The organism is Streptococcus mitis SK597, from assembly GCF_000148545.1.
Taxonomy (GTDB): Bacteria; Bacillota; Bacilli; order Lactobacillales; family Streptococcaceae; genus Streptococcus; species Streptococcus mitis_C.
Genome location: NZ_AEDV01000012.1, coordinates 1 through 19,026, shown reverse-complemented (window position 1 = coordinate 19,026; position 19,026 = coordinate 1). Strand labels below are relative to the sequence as shown.

General features: G+C 38.0%; 22 protein-coding genes and 1 pseudogene. 10 read left to right on the top strand and 13 right to left on the bottom strand.

Annotated features, from left to right (window positions below; translation table 11 throughout):
- Positions 1–83: 83 nt before the first annotated feature.
- Positions 84–1,568, top strand: coding sequence for a DUF1846 domain-containing protein (locus SMSK597_RS04570; protein WP_000743568.1), 1,485 nt, complete (start codon positions 84–86; stop codon positions 1,566–1,568).
- Positions 1,569–1,662: 94 nt separating this feature from the next.
- Entirely contained in the window at positions 1,663–2,145 is a 483-nt protein-coding gene (locus SMSK597_RS04565; protein ID WP_000032547.1) for an S-ribosylhomocysteine lyase, read from the top strand.
- A 184-nt stretch (positions 2,146–2,329) separates the two neighbouring features.
- Here the strand turns inward: SMSK597_RS04565 and SMSK597_RS13725 are convergent, their stop codons facing one another.
- Positions 2,330–2,638 carry a DUF6287 domain-containing protein gene (locus tag SMSK597_RS13725; RefSeq protein ID WP_255261779.1) on the bottom strand — a complete coding sequence of 103 codons (309 nt, stop codon included), beginning with the start codon at positions 2,636–2,638 and terminating at the stop codon, positions 2,330–2,332.
- A gap of 24 nt (positions 2,639–2,662) precedes the next feature.
- A complete protein-coding gene (locus tag SMSK597_RS13720) occupies positions 2,663–3,265 on the bottom strand; it encodes a hypothetical protein (RefSeq protein WP_000914271.1) in 603 nt (200 codons plus the stop codon).
- A gap of 184 nt (positions 3,266–3,449) precedes the next feature.
- Here SMSK597_RS13720 and SMSK597_RS04555 point away from each other — a divergent pair, with 184 nt between their 5' ends.
- Positions 3,450–3,776: a helix-turn-helix domain-containing protein gene (locus tag SMSK597_RS04555; RefSeq protein WP_000340950.1), complete on the top strand. Its 327-nt coding sequence runs from the start codon at positions 3,450–3,452 to the stop codon at positions 3,774–3,776.
- Positions 3,777–3,989: 213 nt separating this feature from the next.
- On the opposite strand, the gene SMSK597_RS04550 is transcribed toward SMSK597_RS04555, so the two are convergent.
- Genes SMSK597_RS04550 through SMSK597_RS04540 form a run of 4 tightly spaced genes read right to left on the bottom strand, consistent with a single transcriptional unit; the run spans position 3,990 to position 6,382 of the window.
- On the bottom strand, positions 3,990–4,403 hold the full coding sequence (locus tag SMSK597_RS04550; protein WP_001099640.1) for a hypothetical protein: 414 nt from the start codon (positions 4,401–4,403) through the stop codon (positions 3,990–3,992).
- Positions 4,404–4,420: 17 nt separating this feature from the next.
- Positions 4,421–5,644 carry a hypothetical protein gene (locus tag SMSK597_RS13715; protein ID WP_001032432.1) on the bottom strand — a complete coding sequence of 408 codons (1,224 nt, stop codon included), beginning with the start codon at positions 5,642–5,644 and terminating at the stop codon, positions 4,421–4,423.
- Between the two features lie 13 nt (positions 5,645–5,657).
- Positions 5,658–5,936 (bottom strand): hypothetical protein, encoded by a 279-nt coding sequence (locus tag SMSK597_RS0102020; protein WP_000960971.1) that lies wholly within the window; start codon positions 5,934–5,936, stop codon positions 5,658–5,660.
- Complete coding sequence (locus SMSK597_RS04540) at positions 5,936–6,382, bottom strand: hypothetical protein (protein WP_001035221.1); 447 nt, start codon at positions 6,380–6,382, stop codon at positions 5,936–5,938. Before SMSK597_RS04540 ends, SMSK597_RS0102020 begins: the two co-directional genes overlap by 1 nt.
- A 176-nt stretch (positions 6,383–6,558) precedes the next feature.
- Between SMSK597_RS04540 and SMSK597_RS13215 the strand changes: the two genes are divergently transcribed.
- Positions 6,559–6,693: a hypothetical protein gene (locus SMSK597_RS13215; protein ID WP_004237423.1), complete on the top strand. Its 135-nt coding sequence runs from the start codon at positions 6,559–6,561 to the stop codon at positions 6,691–6,693.
- A 299-nt stretch (positions 6,694–6,992) separates the two neighbouring features.
- Here SMSK597_RS13215 and SMSK597_RS04530 read toward each other — a convergent pair whose 3' ends face one another.
- The 5 genes from SMSK597_RS04530 to rsmH form a co-directional block, all read right to left on the bottom strand.
- A complete protein-coding gene (locus SMSK597_RS04530; protein WP_001063351.1) occupies positions 6,993–9,098 on the bottom strand; it encodes an ATP-dependent Clp protease ATP-binding subunit in 2,106 nt (701 codons plus the stop codon).
- Between the two features lie 334 nt (positions 9,099–9,432).
- On the bottom strand, positions 9,433–10,413 hold the full coding sequence (gene mraY, locus SMSK597_RS04525; protein ID WP_000470801.1) for a phospho-N-acetylmuramoyl-pentapeptide-transferase: 981 nt from the start codon (positions 10,411–10,413) through the stop codon (positions 9,433–9,435).
- A gap of 1 nt (position 10,414) precedes the next feature.
- Positions 10,415–12,667 (bottom strand): penicillin-binding protein PBP2X, encoded by a 2,253-nt coding sequence (gene pbp2x, locus SMSK597_RS04520; protein ID WP_000872251.1) that lies wholly within the window; start codon positions 12,665–12,667, stop codon positions 10,415–10,417.
- Positions 12,668–12,670: 3 nt separating this feature from the next.
- A complete protein-coding gene (gene ftsL, locus SMSK597_RS04515; RefSeq protein ID WP_000227822.1) occupies positions 12,671–12,988 on the bottom strand; it encodes a cell division protein FtsL in 318 nt (105 codons plus the stop codon).
- A 9-nt stretch (positions 12,989–12,997) separates the two neighbouring features.
- Positions 12,998–13,948 (bottom strand): 16S rRNA (cytosine(1402)-N(4))-methyltransferase RsmH, encoded by a 951-nt coding sequence (gene rsmH / locus SMSK597_RS04510; protein WP_000159425.1) that lies wholly within the window; start codon positions 13,946–13,948, stop codon positions 12,998–13,000.
- A gap of 165 nt (positions 13,949–14,113) precedes the next feature.
- Between rsmH and SMSK597_RS04505 the strand changes: the two genes are divergently transcribed.
- The 6 genes and pseudogenes from SMSK597_RS04505 to SMSK597_RS0102000 all read left to right on the top strand — a co-directional run bounded on the left by SMSK597_RS04505 (position 14,114) and on the right by SMSK597_RS0102000 (position 16,533).
- On the top strand, positions 14,114–14,308 hold the full coding sequence (locus SMSK597_RS04505; RefSeq protein WP_001082472.1) for a helix-turn-helix transcriptional regulator: 195 nt from the start codon (positions 14,114–14,116) through the stop codon (positions 14,306–14,308).
- Between the two features lie 15 nt (positions 14,309–14,323).
- Positions 14,324–14,866 carry a DUF3278 domain-containing protein gene (locus SMSK597_RS04500; RefSeq protein WP_000712349.1) on the top strand — a complete coding sequence of 181 codons (543 nt, stop codon included), beginning with the start codon at positions 14,324–14,326 and terminating at the stop codon, positions 14,864–14,866.
- 10 nt (positions 14,867–14,876) lie between these two features.
- Positions 14,877–15,119, top strand: coding sequence for a hypothetical protein (locus tag SMSK597_RS04495; protein WP_000711741.1), 243 nt, complete (start codon positions 14,877–14,879; stop codon positions 15,117–15,119).
- A gap of 9 nt (positions 15,120–15,128) precedes the next feature.
- Positions 15,129–15,455, top strand: a pseudogene (locus SMSK597_RS04490) (hypothetical protein).
- Positions 15,456–15,481: 26 nt separating this feature from the next.
- The gene (locus SMSK597_RS04485) at positions 15,482–16,060 is read left to right on the top strand and encodes a DUF3278 domain-containing protein (protein ID WP_000711247.1); all 579 of its coding nucleotides are present in this window, start codon (positions 15,482–15,484) and stop codon (positions 16,058–16,060) included.
- A complete protein-coding gene (locus SMSK597_RS0102000) occupies positions 16,057–16,533 on the top strand; it encodes a glutathione peroxidase (RefSeq protein ID WP_000203030.1) in 477 nt (158 codons plus the stop codon). Before SMSK597_RS04485 ends, SMSK597_RS0102000 begins: the two co-directional genes overlap by 4 nt.
- Before the next feature lie 100 nt (positions 16,534–16,633).
- Here SMSK597_RS0102000 and SMSK597_RS13710 read toward each other — a convergent pair whose 3' ends face one another.
- Together SMSK597_RS13710 and SMSK597_RS04480 are read right to left on the bottom strand one after the other, a co-directional pair.
- The gene (locus tag SMSK597_RS13710) at positions 16,634–16,972 is read right to left on the bottom strand and encodes a hypothetical protein (RefSeq protein WP_025169655.1); all 339 of its coding nucleotides are present in this window, start codon (positions 16,970–16,972) and stop codon (positions 16,634–16,636) included.
- 165 nt (positions 16,973–17,137) lie between these two features.
- A complete protein-coding gene (locus tag SMSK597_RS04480; RefSeq protein WP_419992003.1) occupies positions 17,138–18,547 on the bottom strand; it encodes a peptide MFS transporter in 1,410 nt (469 codons plus the stop codon).
- Positions 18,548–19,026 lie beyond the last annotated feature (479 nt).

Below are 19,026 nucleotides of genomic sequence, written 5' to 3'. Positions count from 1 at the left end.
GCCTAATCTTTTTGATTCCTTTTTTAACTCCATAGTTTCCTAACTTCTAATTTTTTATTATAATAGAGGTCAGAGGTAAAAAAATGAAAAAACAAGCTTTTAGTTCTGAACAATATTTGAATCTACAACGCGACCACATTTTGGAGCGCATTAACCAATTTGACGGCAAGCTCTACTTAGAGTTCGGCGGTAAAATGTTAGAAGATTTCCACGCCGCTCGTGTCCTTCCTGGTTATGAGCCTGACAACAAAATCAAGCTCTTGCAAGAGTTGAAAGAGCAAGTTGAGGTTGTGATTGCCATTAATGCTAGCAACATCGAACATTCTAAAGCACGTGGTGACTTGGGCATTTCTTATGACCAAGAAGTTCTCCGTTTGATTGACAAATTCAATGAATTAGGGATTTTCGTTGGCTCCATTGTCATCACACAGTACGCTGGTCAACCAGCTGCAGATGCCTTCCGCAACCAACTTGAGAAAAACGGAATTGATTCTTATCTTCATTATCCAATCAAAGGATATCCAACAGATATGGATCACATCATTTCTCCTGAAGGTATGGGGAAAAATGACTACATCAAAACTAGTCGCAACTTAATCGTCGTAACCGCTCCTGGACCTGGTTCTGGAAAATTGGCAACCTGTATGTCCAATATGTACCACGACCAAATCAATGGTATCAAGTCTGGCTACGCTAAATTTGAAACCTTCCCAGTTTGGAATCTTCCCCTTCATCACCCAGTAAATTTGGCCTACGAGGCTGCCACAGCTGACCTTGATGATGTCAACATGATTGACCCCTTCCATCTCCAAACCTATGGAGAAACCACTGTCAACTACAACCGTGACATCGAAATCTTCCCAGTGCTCAAACGCATGTTAGAACGTATCCTTGGTAAATCTCCATATGCTTCTCCGACAGATATGGGTGTCAACATGGTTGGTTTCGCTATTACAGATAATGAGGCTGCTATCGAAGCCTCTAAACAAGAAATCATCCGTCGCTACTATCAGACTGTTCTTGATTTTAAAGCCGAAAAAGTTAGCCAAGCTGCTGTCAAGAAAATCGAGTTGCTTATGAACGACCTCGGTATCACACCTGCAGACCGCAAGGTTACTGTCGTTGCCCGTCAAAAAGCAGAAGAAACTGGCGGACCAGCCCTAGCCCTTGAATTGCCTAGCGGGGAAATTGTCACTGGTAAGAACTCAGAACTCTTTGGTCCTACAGCCGCTGCTCTTATCAACGCCATCAAGAAATCAGCTGACATCGCTAAAGAAGTAAAACTAATCGAACCTGAAGTTGTTAAGCCAATCCAAGGCCTTAAAATAGACCATCTCGGTAGCCGCAATCCACGCCTTCATTCAAATGAAATCCTGATTGCACTAGCTATCACAGCTACAGAAAATCCTGATGCTGCTCGTGCTATGGAAGAACTTGGCAACCTCAAAGGAAGCGAAGCCCACTCAACCATCATCTTGACAGATGAAGACAAGAATGTCCTTCGCAAATTGGGTATCAATGTAACCTTTGACCCTTACTACCAATACGACCGCTTGTATCGTAAATAAAGATTTCAACCTCTCCACCCTCGGAGAGGTTTTCTCTCTGTCTCAGGAGCAACCTTTATGATATAATGAAGGAAGAAAACTGAAAGGATTTACCATGTCAAAAGAAGTTATTGTTGAAAGTTTTGAACTTGACCACACTATTGTTAAAGCACCCTATGTCCGCTTGATTGGGGAAGAAACAGGGCCAAAAGGAGACATCATCTCCAATTATGACATTCGCTTAGTACAACCAAATGAAGACTCGATCCCTACCGCTGGACTTCACACCATCGAGCACCTCTTGGCAAAACTCATCCGTACCCGTATTGACGGCATGATTGACTGTTCACCGTTTGGTTGCCGCACAGGCTTCCACATGATTATGTGGGGACGTCACACCAGTGCTGAAATCGCGGCTGTTATCAAGGATTCGCTCAAGGAAATCGCTGAAACTACTACTTGGGAAGACGTCCCTGGAACAACCATCGAATCTTGCGGTAACTACAAGGATCACAGCCTCTTTTCTGCTAAAGAATGGGCAAAACTCATTCTAGAACAAGGGATTTCAGATGATGCCTTTGAACGCCATGTGATTTAAACACAAAAAAGAGGCTAGGCAAAAAAGTCTTTAAAACCAGAAAAACGCATAGTATCAAGTATTAAAAAACTTGTTATTATGCGTTTTATTGTGGGAAGATTTTCTAAATAGGAACTAAACAAATCTAAACCGCTTCATCTAATCCTCTTTTATGCCATTATTTTCAATCAAGGTTAATTTTGATTTAATCTGTTTTATAAAATACCTGTTCGGAGCTATTCGGAGCACTTTGTCCAGCTATGATTCTATTTTTGCTTAAATCAGAATCAACCCATTTTATAGTAATGCCAATTGGATAAATATCTATTCCGTAACCTGTAGGTCCAGTCCTTACATCAAATCCTATAACTCCATCAGTTGATATTCCTCCCCTATTTATCTGTCCTCCTTTTACTAAACCAGTCTTATTAAACACTATTTCATGTCCTAACTCATTCCTCCAAGTAGCAGCTATACTAGAGAAGTTGCCTTTTAGTATTGCCTGTGTATCAATTTCTTGTGTTACATTTTCTGTGTGCTATTCTTCTGTGGGAGTCGTGATAAGTGTGGCATCAATAGCAACCCAGAATTGAAATTTTTCAGAGTCTTCCATGATTTTGATTGTGAAAGTAACGGTTGCTCCTTCTTGCCATCCCTTAATCATAGATTTCTTAATTTGTACTTGTACACCAGTTATAGGAGCATTATTAGCTTTTACCCAAATAGTATGGTATGCTTCTAGAACTTTAAAATGTCCTACGTATGCTTCCCAAAACTTTTGGCGTGTTAGTTCTGCTGTGAAGCGGTATAGCTGACCAGTCTCTAATCTACCATCATTCTCCATTTCTCGAAGCTCTTCGGCTGTCGTATCTATTATACTATCTTCAGTTGAGCTAGAGCTTGTGGTAGATGTGCTGGATGAAGTGCTGGATGAAGAACTAGATGATGAAGTAGAGGAAGAAGAACTAGACTGTTTAACTTGTGAAGACTGTTTGACAGAATCATTAGCCTTAGTTTGAACTTGTGAGTGTTTAGTGCTACCGCTAGTTAATAGTGTGAAGAACAAAATGAGGATAAGCAATAGTACAATACTACCTATAATCTTTTGTTCTTTGCTTAATTCCTTAAGTTTTTTAAGCATATATATCCTCCTGATATTTAACTTTATTTAATGAAATAAAAGAAATGTTTCCTATTAGTTATAATTATATCACACAAACTTTAACAATAGAATATATTTTTAAAAAACATTAAACTATAGAGAATGTAAACCTGATTGTTTAATCTATAAGATAGATAGTAGATTTAACTTAGAGGGTGAAGGAATGGATGATATATTAGAAAATATAAGTAATCAGATACGAGACTTACGAGTTTCAAAGAAGATTACACAACAAGAATTAGCAGAAAGAACAAATCTAAGCGTTCCTTATATCAGTCAGATAGAGAATAGTCATAGAAATATCTCTTTGGAAACTTTTGTGAAGATTGTTGATGCTTTAGAAGTTCCGTTGAGTGATTTTTTCTTACCTTATTCTGTCCCACAAGATACTGAGATGATGGAGCTGTTATTGAAGATTCAGAAACACCCACAGCATAAGATGATTGTTCATAAGGTGATGGAAATACTTGAATTAAGCCAAGATAGTTAGTGATAAATAAAAAGCACTAAAGAGTAATTTATACTAAATCTATCCAATCGTAGACTGTTCCGTTATTCAGATAAGGAATTAGGTATAGGTTGTAATTTTAGAATGTTTTTTCTTTATTGAAGAGGTCGATTAAAAAAACAAAAAGAAAAAAGAAAGCACTGAATCTGAGTATCCAGTGCTTATCTATTACTTTAAAAAACGTGTTACCTCTTATCAGAGCGTTAGAAGTACTCTAACGATTATTGCTAGGATTGTCGCAAATATTGTTGCTCCTAATATCAAAGTAGCACTATCTTTCTCTCCTTTTTCTTTTAGAAGGCGATACATTACTGAAGGGATTACAGCAAAAACAGGGTGCCATATCAAAATGGCAAAAACTCCAAGCCATGCATAAAGCTTAATATTTCTAACTGTCAGAAATCCTTTTTCTTCTTTTTTCTGTTCTGTGGGAACTTCACTAGACTTTTTAGTTATGATATAGGTTCCTTCAGATTGATATACCTCTACTATATCCCCTAGTTGTGGTACAAAATTAAAAGAAGTCTGTTCAACTTTTAGCAAAGTTCCATCATCTTTACCTAAATAGATTAGAGTTTCTTCGATTTTAATAACTTTATATGTATTCATTACCTCATACCTTATTTCTAATTAGTTCTTTTCACGTCTAAATAACTACCACCTTGATTTGCTAACAACAAATCTAGTGAATCTGTCATTAACATCCCATAAATTCTAATATCATCACCTGATTTCAACCCTCTTTTTTGTTTAATAAATTCCTCTTCTGTCTGCTCAGTTAAAGCCAAGTGTATTTTTTTGCCATCTTCAAATTGGAATGGTGCATTATCATCATCAAATAAATCAATTGAATGAGGTTCTACAACAATCAATAAAGTTAATACATCGCTATCGCTCTTATTTATTTTATTAACTTCTTTTACAGTTGCTCGTAATTCAAATTTACTTTTTAATTCTATCCCTTTTTGCATATATTGTTCATAAGTTTGCCCTACTGTGAACACATCAAAAATTTCAAGTTGTGGTTTTCCTGACTCCTTTTTAACTTTTGCATTTAAACCTAGAGATTGACCACCTCTAAAAATATCTTTCCCTTTATAAACTGCCTTTATTTTAGGACTATGTTTAAATCCTTTGGAATCATATTTTTTATTATTAATAATGATTTTATCTGTATCTAGATAAATTTCATCATCATTAATCAATGTGATATCCCCTTTATAGTCTATCTTTTCACCTAAATTATTCTCTAAATAATTATTAAAATCAGCTGTTGCTTTCTCAGTATCATCTTCATTTGATTGAGTTATAGAACTATTCTTAGATGATGATTTAGAGGACTTAGAAGTGTTCTGTGATACAGTCTTCTTTGAATTTGGACTGAAATTATTACTTACATATACAGTTGATAAAATAAGAATTATAATAGCTATAATCAAATACGTTATGGAGCTTTTTTTATTAACCTTATTCTTCTTAATAGATGAAATAATAAGAAGTATCAGATTTAATACAATCAGTAACAGTGAAACTACAAAAAGGGATAGTATTGTAGCTTCTAATATTACTCCTCTATCATATAATAAACTAAATGAGATAGGAAATAAAACTATAGAGGAAAATATGTTTATCTTGCTAACTAATGAAATTTTTTTAGCCTCTGATTTTTTAACTAGGCTACTTTCTTTACTACCTTCAACCTTTATAGCAATATCACCATAAACCTCTACATAATCCCCCATTCTAGGTTCAAAGTCACAAGATTCAATAGGAATTTCCTTTAAACTTCCATCTTCATAACCTATGTACACTGTGTTCTCAGTTATCTTTAAAATTTTTCCTTTATTCATACTTTACCTTTTATCAGTGAAATTTGTCTTTATCTATCTGGTAAGGTCTTATATCTCCTTGTAGTCTCACTATATAATAATCTTCATATTCAACTACCTGTGAGACTATCCCTGTAACCTTAACAGATTCAAATTCTTCAGTATCTAAATTCTGTTCTACAGTCCAAAAATAGATTTCATCTCCAATTTCAATACGGTTTAGAGAATTTCTACATCCTGACAGCAAAATAAGAAATGTGATTACTAAAAGAAATTTTAATAACCTCTTAGCTTTTCCTAACTGTACTAACATTATTTATTTTGTATTCTAACTCCTGAATACTCTTTATATAGTGATTTTCTATGACTCTTGTTTAATGTATAAGTCATAGTAATAGTTATAGAGTCAACTTTTTTAGTTTTATCACTAGCTGTCCATTGTATCTTGTAAATAGATTTATCTTCAATACCAATAGCAACAATAGCTTCATTTTCTTTTAATTCATTTTTATCAGCATTGTTTACGAAATAATACTCCAGCTTACTTTTATCAAATTTGTCAGCGTCTTCTTTGAAATATATATAACCAAACCCCTCAAAACCAACTAGTTTTTTATCTTTATCTATAGTTATAAGTCCTAAATCTGTATTATAGCTTCCCTCAATCATTTCAATTTTACTTAATTCTTTCTTGCTACAACCAGCCAACACAAAAAGAATAGACAATAATATAACTCCCAATATTTTCTTTTTATTCATAAAAAGCCTCCTGTTTTATATTTATGTTTAAAATATTGTTAAACACTACCCTAATTATACCACAAATAAATATACTTTAGTTAATCTTTTTTAAATTATTTTTAACTAAAGTAAATAAAAATATATCCCCTTAACCCATAAGATAAATAGCGAGACTTATCACAGAGGTTAAAGCTATGGGAGTTATTCTACATTCTGTCCCACAAGATACAGAGATGATGGAACTGTTATTGAAGATTCAGAAACACCCACAGCATAAGATGATTGTTCATAAGGTGATGGAAATATTCGAATTAAGCCAAGATAGATAAGAGTAAATAAAAAACGAATAAACTAGTTTTCTGAAAATCAGAGTTCTGTTTTATTCGCTTTTTTGTTTCATCTATTTATTCTCAGAATTCATAACAAAGAATTCCAAATACTCTTCTAAATTCAAATATCAATCTACATAGACAATATCTCACCTCAGATTTGTTACTGGATTTATCAATATTATCGAAAGTTGAAATTTCTATAATGGAATCACTCTCTAGTTCTTATTTTGTTTTTATTGAGTATAAAATCCAAAATCTTTTATCCAGTCTCTTCTTTTTATTCTCAAAATTTTCTCTTAGGCTTTTTCACGAATGACCAAAACACCATCTTCCATGTCAGCTTCTAGGTGTTTAGCATCAAGGTTATCCAAGTGGAAGTCTGTGACTTTGTCACGGATTTCTTGTTCAACCACACGACGGAGTGGACGAACACCCATGACTTCATCGTAGCCTTCTTCTGTGATATAGTCCTTAGCCGCTTGACTGACTACCAAATCAATGTCTTTCTTAGCCAAGGTTTGGTTGACTTCAGCCAACATTAAGTCCACAATCTTAGAAAGATCTTCCTTAGTCAAGTGCGAGAACTCGATAACTGCGTTAAAGCGGTTGAGGAACTCTGGACGGAAGAATGGTTTCAAACAGTCCATCAATTCTGGTTTGTCCACATCTTCTGTCAAGTTGGCTTCATAGCCAAAACCAGCATTTGATGTCGCAATAATGACAGTGTTCTTGAAGTTCACCGTATTTCCTTGACCATCTGTCAAACGACCATCATCTAGAACTTGGAGGAGAAGGGTAATGACTTGAGGATCAGCCTTTTCAATTTCATCCAAGAGAATGATAGAGTATGGATTGCGACGAACACGTTCTGTTAAGGTATTGCTATTGTCATCATAACCCACATAGCCTGCTGTTGTACCAATTAGCTTAGAAACGGCTGTGCGGTCACTGTATTCAGACATATCCAAACGGATGATAGCATCCTTAGTACCAAACATATCGAGCGCCAATTGCTTAGCAAGTTCCGTCTTACCAACCCCAGTTGGTCCTACAAAGAGGAAGCTACCGATTGGGCGATTGCCTTCATCAAAACCGGCACGATTACGACGGATAGCACGAGCTACCGCTTCTACCGCCTTGTCTTGACCGATTACCTTGTCTTGCAAACGATGAGCCATATCTTTCAAACGTTCGATATCTGATGCTCCCATTTGTGAAACTGGAATTCCCGTCATTCGTTCTACAGATTCAGCTACATCGTTGACACTTGCAGTCACCTTCATATCTTCTGTGTGGTTTTCGATTTTCTTTTCCAATTCTACAATGCGTGTTTTATAGTTTAGAGCTGCTTCAAAATCTTCTGCCTCAACTGCTTTTTCTTGCTTGTCTTTTTCCGCTTCGATTTCTCGTTCAACAGCATGCACATCTGTTACAGGATGCTGAGCTGCCAAGTGAGCTGCCGTTACATCGACAAGGTCGATAGCCTTATCTGGCAAGCTACGTTGAGGAATATACTGAACAGAATAATCCACTGCTGCTTTCAAGACTTCATCTGGCAAGATGACATTGTGGTGTTGTTGATAGAGGTCACGAATTCCTTGAAGAATTTTATATGTATCCTCTGCTGAAGGAGCATTGACCTTGACTTCGTTGAACCGACGAGCAAGAGCTGCATTCTTCAAGATGGTGTTACGGTACTCATCTTGAGTCGTTGCCCCAATCACTGTCAATTCTCCACGAGAGAGAGCTGGCTTAAGAATGTCTGCAAGCCCTTTAGAACCACTGTCTCCACCAGTGCTACCTGCACCGAGGATTTGGTGAATTTCATCAAAGAAGAGAATGATATTTCCCGCTTCTTTTACTTCATTGACTAAGTTTTGAACGTTTTCTTCAAAGCTACCTCGGTATTGAGTACCAGCCTCAAGACCTGAGATATCAATGGAAATAATTTCCTTGTTCTTAATAGCAGCTGGAACATCACCGTTCACAATGGCTTGTGCCAAACCTTCGACAACTGCTGTCTTACCAACACCTGCATCTCCTACCAAAACAGGATTGTTCTTGGTACGACGTGAAAGGATTTCAGATGTTTCTTGAATCTCCTTGTTTCGGCCGATAACAGGATCCAGCTTGCCCTCACGAGCTTCTGCTGTCAAGTTTCGACCTAGTTTAGCAAGGACACCATCTTGTTTCATACCTGAAGCCTGTTGTGGCATTTGGCCATCAACTTCTGCTTTTCCTGGCAATTGACCAGTTGCACGATAGTGAGCAAATTCCTCAGGTGTCACTTCACGTCCATTAATCAAGTAGCGACGGTTTTCAGAACTGTATCCTCGCATACCACCCATCAATTGGTTAAATAAATCATCCATGTTGTTAAAATTATTAAAGTTGTTGTTCATATTCTTTACCTCTTTTTGTTATTTATTATTACTGATATTGACTATCTTTGACCTTTGTTTTAAAAAATTTAGACTAGCTAAATCGCTACTCTACGTACTATTTCTGGTTTTTCTTTTTCAAGCAGGAGTAGACTATCTTTACTTCTGAAGATTTCTAGATTAAACATAGACCCCACCTCTTTCTATTTTACTTTAAATAAGTGTTCTAGTAAGGCTTTCATTTACCTTACGTTCATAATATACTACATTAGTCAGAAAAGGTCAAGAATTTTGACTTTAATTGACCAATATTTTTTAAACAGCAAAAACACCCTGAAATATCAGGGTGCCATTCTTACATCAAATATAAAATTGCAAGGGTCAAAAGACTTGCTAGAAGCCCCACTCCCCAAAAGAAGAAGTCAACCTTCCACTCGCTCCAAGGATTTCCTTTACCAGACAATCCTCCAAGCTCAAAATGGTGATGCACAGGCGTCATACGGAAAATACGTTTACCACCTGTCAGTTTGAAATAGCTGACTTGCATCATGACCGAAGTTGTTTCAAAGACATAGACAATTCCAATAATCAAGAGAGTCCATTCTTGGTGGAGGGCCATAGAGATGGCTGCCAGCATTCCACCGAGAGCCAAACTTCCCACATCTCCCATAAATACCTTGGCAGGCTTGTGGTTAAAGACGAAGAAACCAAGCAAACCACCAATCATGGCAAAAATCACCAGGAGAATATCCATCTGGCCTTGCACATAGGCAATAACTCCATAGGCAGACAAACTAATCACAACGGAAATACTAGCCAGACCGTCAATGCCGTCTGTCAAGTTGACTGCATTTGAAAAACCGACTAGCCAGAAAAGAGCAAAGAAAATATAGAAAAATCCCAAATGAACTGGATAACCAAATACAGACAGGATATCGCCCCCACGCTCATAGAAAAGATAGAAGATAACTCCACCTAGAAGCTGAAGAGCCAATTTTTGCTTGGGATTAAGCCCCTCATTGATTTTGCGAAAAACCTTGAGAAAGTCATCTAAAAATCCGACCAAGCCATACAAGACTAAGATAAACAAAATCATTCCCACATTATTGGTCAATTGTTTTGAAAAAAGAGCAACAAGGAAACTCACCACAACTGCAGCAATGAGGAAAACAAGTCCCCCCATAGTTGGCGTGCCAGCTTTTGCCTGATGCTGTTTAACATCCTCATGCATCTGCTGGCCTGTAATTTGCGCCTTTCTATAAAATTGGATAAAGGCTGGAATTCCTACCAAAGTTAGTAAAAATGTCACAATTCCAGCACTGATGGAAATAAACATATTAGTCTCCTAAAGTTAATGTAATTTTTTTAATGTCCTTGATAGCTGTATTGGCACGAACATCTTGCTTCTGCACAGTAGAGCCTGAACCTTCAAATACAAGTTCTATATTTAACCACTTAGAAAAAGCTTCTGCGGTTGCTTTTGTCCAACCATACATATCTGGAACTTCCTCTGCTTTATCAGATAAGAGGAGAACTTGCTGGTTAGGTGCAAGATCTGTCCCTTCTTCTACAGATGATTCTTTAATCTTTGTTCCTGTTCCCACAACGATTGGTTGCACAATATTGCGACGTAAGGCTTCCGCCAAATCACCGGGTGAAATATCCTTAATGCTAGGCATGGCATAAACGCTTTGATTGGTTACATGATCTAACGTTTTAGCGGTAGATTGCAGGTTAAGGGAATCTTTCATAGCCACTGCCCTTTCCAAAATAGGATTGGCAAATTCCCCCAACTGGATACCTGAATAATGCTCAGGCTGTTGAACCGTCACATAGAGAATAAAATCAGGATTTTCAGCAGGGTTCATCGACACAGCCGAAAAAATGTAATTGGTCGTACCAACTAAGTAACCTCCATTTTTCTCATCGGCAATCTCGGCCGTACCGGACTTGAGGGCGACATTTTGACCAGGAACAGTTACAGTTGGCTTGCCTGTGCTGTGGTTATGCATGGTTCCATATGTAGGATCTGTTCCTACCAAGACCATGTGAGTACGAGTTTGGCTAGCTGCATCTTTCGAAACGGGATTTCCTACGATTTCTTTTTGAGATTTACGAACAGTTTGATCATTTGGATCATACAAGGCCGTAATAAATTTAGGCTCTAGCATGACGCCATCGTTGGCAATAGCCGTAAAGGCACGAATCATTTGCGTCTGGGTTACTGAAATCCCTTGTCCAAATGAACTCTGAGCAATATTTACGATATTGTCAGCCGGAAGTTGACCTGCATATTCATCCGTCAAGCCAAAACGAGTCGGAACACCAAATTTAAAGCGATTTAGATAATCAAGCCAAGTAGCATCTCCCATCTTTTGCTCAAGAAGCGTCATCCCAACGTTACTTGAGAGCGCGAAACCTTGAGAGAAAGTCATCATTCTGCCACCGGTCAATCCTTCATTGACGTCCCAATCTCGGATAGTAGCATCTGCTACTTTTAACTCACTACTATTGAAAACTTCTCCTCCTGGGAAAGTATTATTATCAATAGCAGCAGCGAGCGTCATGACCTTCATGGTTGACCCTGGCTCATAGTTACTTTGATAGAGGATATCACGCCAAACAAAGTCCTTGGTAAGTCCTTCCTTAGTATCGGCATCAAAGGTTGGTCTCTGCGTCGTTGCAAGAATCTCCCCCGTTTTAGCACTAACCAAGGTTGCTGTCATATACTTGCCTTTTACTTTCTCTTGAAAGGCATTCATCTGTGTCTCCATGAAGGACTGAAGGGTGCTGGAAATAGTTGTATAAACATCCTTGCCATCTACCGTTTGTTGGGAAACTTGTTCCGTTCCGGGGACAATATTACCCAGACGATCTTTTTCATAGGTAATAATACCGTCTTTCCCTGCAAGAATACTGTTCAAGGAACTCTCCATCCCAGAAGTTCCCAGCAAACTCTTGCTTCCATCTTCATTTTCATGGAGTTGAGCTAAACCAATAAAACTAGAAGCGAATTGTCCATTTGGATAGCTTCTATTAGGGCTAGTTGTGAAGTCAATTCCTTCAACACTAGCGTCTTTTAGATCCTTTTTAATAGCCATCATATTGGCATAGGTAATTCCATTTCCTTTTGCACCAAAAGAAACTTGAGTCAGATTCGGTTGAGACAATTGTTCTTTAACATAAGTCTCGTCCATATCCAGATACTTATGGAAAACCTCTGCTACCTTATTAAACTGGGCATCTTCTACATAAAGAATTTTACCCGTTGCTGATTTGTATTTTTTATCAATGACAGCATAGACATTATAGGAGGTTGCGTCCTCAGCAATTGGGACTCCATTTCGGTCATAAATAGTCCCACGTTTGGCAGGAACTATACGGGTGGTTTGATGAACCTTCTTAGCTTCCTTCGCTAAATCTGTTCCAAAGCGAGTGCCCGTCCCAATAATGACCGCAAAATTGACCAAAAAGACAGCGAAAAGTACGACAGCTAACAAGCTGATGTACTTCCCCACTATTTTACGGTTTTCTGCTGGAGATTTACGGTTTCTAATCGCAAATCGGGTTATTCTTTTTGTCCACTTCATATCTTACTCCGCTGATCGAATATTCTCGTTATTCAATTTTAAGTCCTTAGAATTTGCGATTTCTTTCAAGCGTTCTGCCCTCAACAATTCATTTACCTCTTGTTTGGCATCATCCAACTCTGTCTTCTTCTCCTCTATCTGCGCATTGATTTTTGTCAGATCATTTTGTACTTGTAGGAGTCGAGTCTGCATAAAGATAATACTCAGCGCCAAAACGAGAGCTGTAAACGCAATGGAAAGATAAAAAGCCTTCTCCACACGGGAGAATTTTTTTATACGATTCTGCAAGAATTGACTGGTTGTTTCTTTTTTATCTACCATTTTTTCCTCTTACTTGTGAATTTTTCTGGCCACGCGCAACTTAGCTGAGTGCGAGCGGTTATTGGCTTCTAATTCTTCTGCACTTGGCAAGATTGGCTTACGGGATACCAATTCCATCTTGGGCTTGAGATCATCTGGGATGAAAGGCAAACCTTTTGGAACTTCAACTGTTGAAGCTTCCTTAAACAATTGCTTGGTCAAGCGGTCTTCCAAGGAATGAAAGGTAATCACTGAAATTCTACCATCCAGAGCCAACATATCCATAGCCTGCTGGATGGACTCATCTGCCGCTCCCAGTTCATCATTAACTTCAATTCGAATAGCCTGGAAAATCTGCTTGGCAGGATGGCCCTTCTTCTTGAGTTCCTTGGCAGGTTTGGCCGACTTGATAATTTCTGCTAACTCAGTCGTTGTCTCAATCGGCTTCACTTCACGCGCTTGCTCAATCTTACGCGCAATCTGCTTAGAAAATTTATCCTCACCATACTTGAAGAAAATACGAACCAAGTCATGATAGTCATAGTGGTTCACCACTTCATAGGCTGTCAGGCTAGCATCCTGATTCATCCGCATGTCCAGTGGCGCATCCTTTTTATAAGAAAAACCACGCTCACGCTGGTCCAATTGAGGACTAGACACTCCCAAGTCATAACAAATTCCATCAATTTCCTGAACACCAGCTTCGCGCAAACGTGCCTGTAAATGACGGAAGTTATCCTTGATAAAGGTCACCATTCCCTTTTCAATGTAAGGTGCCAAGCGTTGTTGCGCATTGTCAATGGCATTCTGGTCCTGGTCAAAGGCATAGAGATGGCCTTTTTCACTTAATTTACTTAATAAATATTCGCTATGGCCCGCTCCACCCAAAGTCGCATCAACGTAGATACCGTCGGGCTTTACGTCAAGCATATCAATCGTTTCGTGGAGTAAGACCGTTACATGATGAAATTCTTTTGTCATATCTTATCTATTTTACCACAAATCCGACCAGCTTGCACTAGTCAGACAAATCGGACAAGGAGACTACTATTTCTTCAAAAAATATGTCAAAAATACTTGACACTTCATGTTTAAAAGACTATAATATAGTCAAATATATGCGACACAAATCAGAAAGGAGACCAGATGAATCGTGTGAAAGAATTTCGCAAGGAATTGGGTATTTCCCAACTCGAGCTAGCCAAGGATATCGGTGTCTCGAGACAAACCATCAATATGATTGAAAACGACAAGTACAATCCAACCCTGGAACTCTGTCTCAATCTCGCCCGCAGCCTCCAAACTGACCTCAACAGTCTCTTTTGGGAGGAAGATTTTTAAAAAAGGAGCAAACTCATGAAAAAAGAAACCTTCACTGAAAAACTGATCAAACGCACATACGGTATTTCTGATCCACTTGACGAATACAAACGACGTGAGGCAGACCGTATCGGCAACCAAGTCTTTATCTTCCTCTTTTATCTGATGATTTTCGGAAATCTTATTCCACTCCTTCTGGCCTATAAATATCCTCAGCTAGTGGCTCTAGTCTATCCTCCTCTAATTTTAGCGATTGCCCTCATCGCTGCTGGCTATGTCACCTACCAAATGAAAAACACAGGGATTACAGCTATTGATCCAGATATGCTGAGTGAGAAAGAAAGTAAGCAACTACACTACCCTGGTCTGAAAGCAGGTTTGTTCTTTGGTCTATGGATGTTTTTTATAACTCCTCTTCTCCATATACTCATAGGTGAAGGTCAGGACTATTTTCATTCTCTCCTCACTATAAGAAATGGTGTATCAAGCATTCTCGGTTCTATTTTCTTCGGAGCGAGCATACAGTTCCTCATCTCCCGTCGCATTGAAAAAGCTAAGAAAAATCAAGATGAGGATTAGGAGGAAACTCATGAAAAAAGAAAAGAAACAGTTACGTTATCCTGGTCTGAAAGCAGGTTCGATTTATGGAACAGTGATATTTTTTATAATTCCACTCATTGATACCCTAACAAGTGAAAATCCAAATTTTATCAGTTCTCTTCTAAATACAAAACATATTTTTAAAACTATACTGGGAGCTTTCTTTTTCGGAGTGATGATGCATATTGTCGACTCACTTCGTATTGCAAGAGCTAAAAAAGACCAGGATTAGGAGGTATCTATGAAATCACTACTAACTTTACTGACCTATCATCTTTTGTTCAGTTCTCTGCTTATCTTCATCATCATTTCAGGGAACTTACCAATCTACGATATAGTCCTCCTTCCAGTCTTTGTTCCAGCCCTCAACAAAGGACTGACTTATCTAAAGATTGACTCCCAAAAAACACGCATACTCAACTTAGCACTATGCTTTATGATTCTATCTTTACCATAACTGATGCTCATCTCAAGCGATTGGAAATATTATTTACTGTTCACTATCGCTATCCTTTCTTCTATCACTTATCTTTATTATCTCTATCAATTCGTAAAAGAAAATCAGTAAAACCGCTCATTTAGGAGGTTACTAACATGAAAAAAGAAGACTTAACCACTCGCCTACTTCGAAGTCTCTTTCACATCCAAGGCCCTTTTGATGAATGCCGACAAGAGATTATCTACAAGGCTTGTGCCCGTTCTATGGTTCAAATCGTTTATTCTTCCTTCTTCCTCTTCTTATTTTATCTGTTATTTGGACGCTTCATAGAAACCGTTCGCTATGCTATGCCCTACGTTTACTCTGGACTCATCTTTTTCATTACTTTAAAAACTCAGAAAGCCGTCAAAGAACTCCATCTGGAAAAAGATGACAAGTCAGAAATCATCCTCAAAACCTACAGCAAAGCCCAAATCAAATTTCGAAGCTGGATTGTGTTTATCGGCCTTCAGATTGGCCTCTTTACCCTACTCATCTTTCATAAAGTCTTCGTTCAGCAGATGTCCCTTCCAGATTTTATGAAGTTGCTCATGCAATTTGATAAAAGTGGTCCTTTCCTAATGTACGGCCTGATTATCGGTAGCATTTTTGGAACCCTGACCTACGGCTTTCTATCCCTACAGGAGGAAAAAACTCCTAAAAATACCAAACAGAAAGAGAAAAGCAATCAATGACTTCACTATACGATTTTTCAATCTTGAACCAAGACAATCAAGAAACTCCACTAGATGCCTATCGTGGGAAAGTTCTCTTGGTTGTCAACACTGCTACCGGATGTGGTTTAACGCCCCAGTACCAAGGACTTCAAGAACTCTATGATCGCTATCAAGAACAAGGTTTTGAGATTTTAGACTTCCCTTGCAATCAGTTTATGGGACAAGCACCAGGTAGCGCAGAGGAAATCAACGCCTTCTGTAGCCTACATTATCAAACCACTTTCCCACGTTTTGCCAAGATCAAGGTCAACGGTAAGGAGGCAGATCCCCTCTATGTTTGGTTGAAAGACCAGAAATCTGGCCCACTAGGAAAACGAATCGAATGGAATTTCGCTAAGTTTCTCATCGGTCGTGATGGGCAGGTCTTTGAACGCTTCTCTTCCAAAACAGACCCAAAACAAATTGAAGAGGCCATACAAACTCTACTATAATTCACAATCTCACTATGATTAGGTTTCTTTTAGCCTGATGAATAGTGAGATTTTTTGATTGGCTTTGACTTATACTCTTCGAAAATCTCTTCAAACCGCGTCAATGTCGCCTTGCCATATATATGTTACTGACTTCGTCAGTTCTATCTGCAACCTCAAAACAGTGTTTTGAGCTGACTTCGTCAGTTCTATCTGCAACCTCAAAACAGTGTTTTGAGCTGACTTCGTCAGTTTCATCTACCACCTCAAAACAGTGTTTTGAGCTGACTTCGTCAGTTTCATCTACAACCTCAAAACAGTGTTTTGAGCTGACTTCGTCAGTTTCATCTACAACCTCAAAACAGTGTTTTGAGCTGACTTCGTCAGTCTTATCTACAATCTCAAAACAGTGTTTTGAGCAACCTGCGGCTAGTTTCCTAGTTCGCTCTTTGATTTTCATTGAGTATTAAATAGAAAAAATGAACAAATGTCTACTAGGAAAATCAGAAACATTGTGAGTTTTAATCAAACAAAAAGGACTTAGCTCTATGCAATACAGAACTAAATCCTTTGAATAAATAATTGATCTAACTTTTAGAATCCCTACAGAAATTCCAGTTTTTCTCTATTTGATACCAGACATTAGTTTTTCAATACGTGGAACGTAGAAGAGTAAGATAATACCGAATACAATCGTAATTCCTCCAACAATTCCATAGTAAGCCACTTCAGTTTCGCTTGTATAAAATTTTACAATTTGAGCATTGATAGCTTGGGCAGCTGCATTACTCAAGAACCAGATAGACATCATTTGTGCTTGGAAGGATTTTGGTGCTAGCTTAGTAGTGACTGATAGACCAATAGGCGAAATCAACATTTCCCCCACAATCACAATAGCCCAACTCATAATCAACCAGAAAGGACTGACCTTAACATCTGTCCCAAAGAGCATCCCTGGTAACATCATCCACAAGAAGGATAGACCTGCTGCTAATAAACCGTAAGCAAATTTCTTAGAAGAGGACGGTTGCTTTTTACCCATTTTCCCCCACAACCATGCAAAAATCGGCACATAAATCATAATGAAAAGTGGATTAATACTTTGGAAAAAGCTAGATGGGAAATGAATCTGATTCCCAAATACATTAAAGTAGAGTCGAGTTTGATCATCCGCAAATAGAGCGAGAACAACAGACCCCTGCTCCTCAATAGACCAGAAGAGCACCCCAGCGATAAATAGAGGAATGTAAGCAAATACTCGAGATCTCTCAGTGGCAGTTATTTTCTGACTAGATAAAATTTTGAAGAAATAGTAGATTGGAATGATTACCGCAATTATTGTAAAGATATTAACAATCATATCCACGTTAAATTGGTGAGCAAAGACTAAGCCTATAATCACCAGAATAACCATGACAAGTGTAATCAGCAAGCGTTTAATCAAGGTCTGCTGGTCCTTCTGCGAAAGTGGATCAGTAGGGTAAAGACTTGATTCAGGCAGGTATTTCTTCCCATCTAAAACATACTTCACCAAACCAAAGAACATCCCAATGGCAGCTAATGAGAAACCTAGATGGAAATTGACTTCCTGACCTAGATAACCTACTAGATAAGGGGCAACGAAGGCACCTAAGTTAATACCAAAGACAAAGATACTAAAACCTGCATCCCGTCTATCATCCTCTTTCTCATAAATTCCCCCCACCATATCTGAGATATTGGGTTTTAAAAATCCAGTTCCAAAGATAATCAAGGCAATAGAAAGATAGAGAGCCACTTGTCCAAAAGGTGTTGCCAAAGCAATATGCCCTAGCATAATCAGAATCCCACCGTAAAAGACAGTCTTACGACTTCCTAAAATACGGTCACTGACAAAACCACCGATAACCGAGGACAAAAATACCAGCGAGCCATAAATCGCCATAACCGATGCAGCTGTGGTCTTATCCATTCCCAATCCACCATCTTGCACACTATAGTACATATAGTAAAGTAGGATAGCTCGCATCCCATAGTAAGAAAAGCGTTCCCACATCTCTGTAAAGAAGAGGGTGGACAAGCCCATAGGATGTCCAAAAAATGTTTTCTGTTTTTCCATATATATTCTCCTTGAACGATATAATAATTCATTTTACAGAATTTTCAAATAAATGTCAAACAAATCATGTTTGTTTTAGAAAATTTTCTGAAAAAATCACACGTCTCATACTTAATTCCATCATAAAAATCCATTTCAGACTAACTTCCACTTCGATCAGGCAAGTGAAAGTTACTTTGAAAAATCACCTTTAAAAATTTGCTCTTGTTTAGTTTAAAAATGTTTCAAACCTTGAAACATATAGTAGATTGAAATAAGATGTGAACAAATCGATTAGGAAAGTCAAATTAATATATAGAAATATTTTAGCAGTCGTGTCGTACTATTCTTGATTCAATATACTATACTTATCCTTTCCTCTTCAGTAAACAAAAAACATCCCTATGCCAAACTTGTAATTACTAAAATACAAGTCA

What these genes read in the sequence shown, in the direction of transcription:
- rsmH (WP_000159425.1), bottom strand. Translation starts at nt 13,948, where the DNA reads ATGACAAAAGAATTTCATCATGTAACGGTCTTACTCCACGAAACGATT.
- SMSK597_RS0102020 (WP_000960971.1), bottom strand. Translation starts at nt 5,936, where the DNA reads ATGTTAGTACAGTTAGGAAAAGCTAAGAGGTTATTAAAATTTCTTTTA.
- SMSK597_RS04485 (WP_000711247.1), top strand. Translation starts at nt 15,482, where the DNA reads ATGAAAAAAGAAGACTTAACCACTCGCCTACTTCGAAGTCTCTTTCAC.
- SMSK597_RS04540 (WP_001035221.1), bottom strand. Translation starts at nt 6,382, where the DNA reads ATGAATAAAAAGAAAATATTGGGAGTTATATTATTGTCTATTCTTTTT.
- SMSK597_RS04505 (WP_001082472.1), top strand. Translation starts at nt 14,114, where the DNA reads ATGAATCGTGTGAAAGAATTTCGCAAGGAATTGGGTATTTCCCAACTC.
- SMSK597_RS13710 (WP_025169655.1), bottom strand. Translation starts at nt 16,972, where the DNA reads ATGAAAATCAAAGAGCGAACTAGGAAACTAGCCGCAGGTTGCTCAAAA.
- SMSK597_RS0102000 (WP_000203030.1), top strand. Translation starts at nt 16,057, where the DNA reads ATGACTTCACTATACGATTTTTCAATCTTGAACCAAGACAATCAAGAA.
- SMSK597_RS13215 (WP_004237423.1), top strand. Translation starts at nt 6,559, where the DNA reads ATGGGAGTTATTCTACATTCTGTCCCACAAGATACAGAGATGATGGAA.
- SMSK597_RS04480 (WP_419992003.1), bottom strand. Translation starts at nt 18,547, where the DNA reads ATGTGGGAACGCTTTTCTTACTATGGGATGCGAGCTATCCTACTTTAC.
- ftsL (WP_000227822.1), bottom strand. Translation starts at nt 12,988, where the DNA reads ATGGTAGATAAAAAAGAAACAACCAGTCAATTCTTGCAGAATCGTATA.
- SMSK597_RS13720 (WP_000914271.1), bottom strand. Translation starts at nt 3,265, where the DNA reads ATGCTTAAAAAACTTAAGGAATTAAGCAAAGAACAAAAGATTATAGGT.
- SMSK597_RS04495 (WP_000711741.1), top strand. Translation starts at nt 14,877, where the DNA reads ATGAAAAAAGAAAAGAAACAGTTACGTTATCCTGGTCTGAAAGCAGGT.
- SMSK597_RS04565 (WP_000032547.1), top strand. Translation starts at nt 1,663, where the DNA reads ATGTCAAAAGAAGTTATTGTTGAAAGTTTTGAACTTGACCACACTATT.
- SMSK597_RS04570 (WP_000743568.1), top strand. Translation starts at nt 84, where the DNA reads ATGAAAAAACAAGCTTTTAGTTCTGAACAATATTTGAATCTACAACGC.
- mraY (WP_000470801.1), bottom strand. Translation starts at nt 10,413, where the DNA reads ATGTTTATTTCCATCAGTGCTGGAATTGTGACATTTTTACTAACTTTG.
- SMSK597_RS13715 (WP_001032432.1), bottom strand. Translation starts at nt 5,644, where the DNA reads ATGAATAAAGGAAAAATTTTAAAGATAACTGAGAACACAGTGTACATA.
- SMSK597_RS04500 (WP_000712349.1), top strand. Translation starts at nt 14,324, where the DNA reads ATGAAAAAAGAAACCTTCACTGAAAAACTGATCAAACGCACATACGGT.
- SMSK597_RS04550 (WP_001099640.1), bottom strand. Translation starts at nt 4,403, where the DNA reads ATGAATACATATAAAGTTATTAAAATCGAAGAAACTCTAATCTATTTA.
- SMSK597_RS04555 (WP_000340950.1), top strand. Translation starts at nt 3,450, where the DNA reads ATGGATGATATATTAGAAAATATAAGTAATCAGATACGAGACTTACGA.
- pbp2x (WP_000872251.1), bottom strand. Translation starts at nt 12,667, where the DNA reads ATGAAGTGGACAAAAAGAATAACCCGATTTGCGATTAGAAACCGTAAA.
- SMSK597_RS04530 (WP_001063351.1), bottom strand. Translation starts at nt 9,098, where the DNA reads ATGAACAACAACTTTAATAATTTTAACAACATGGATGATTTATTTAAC.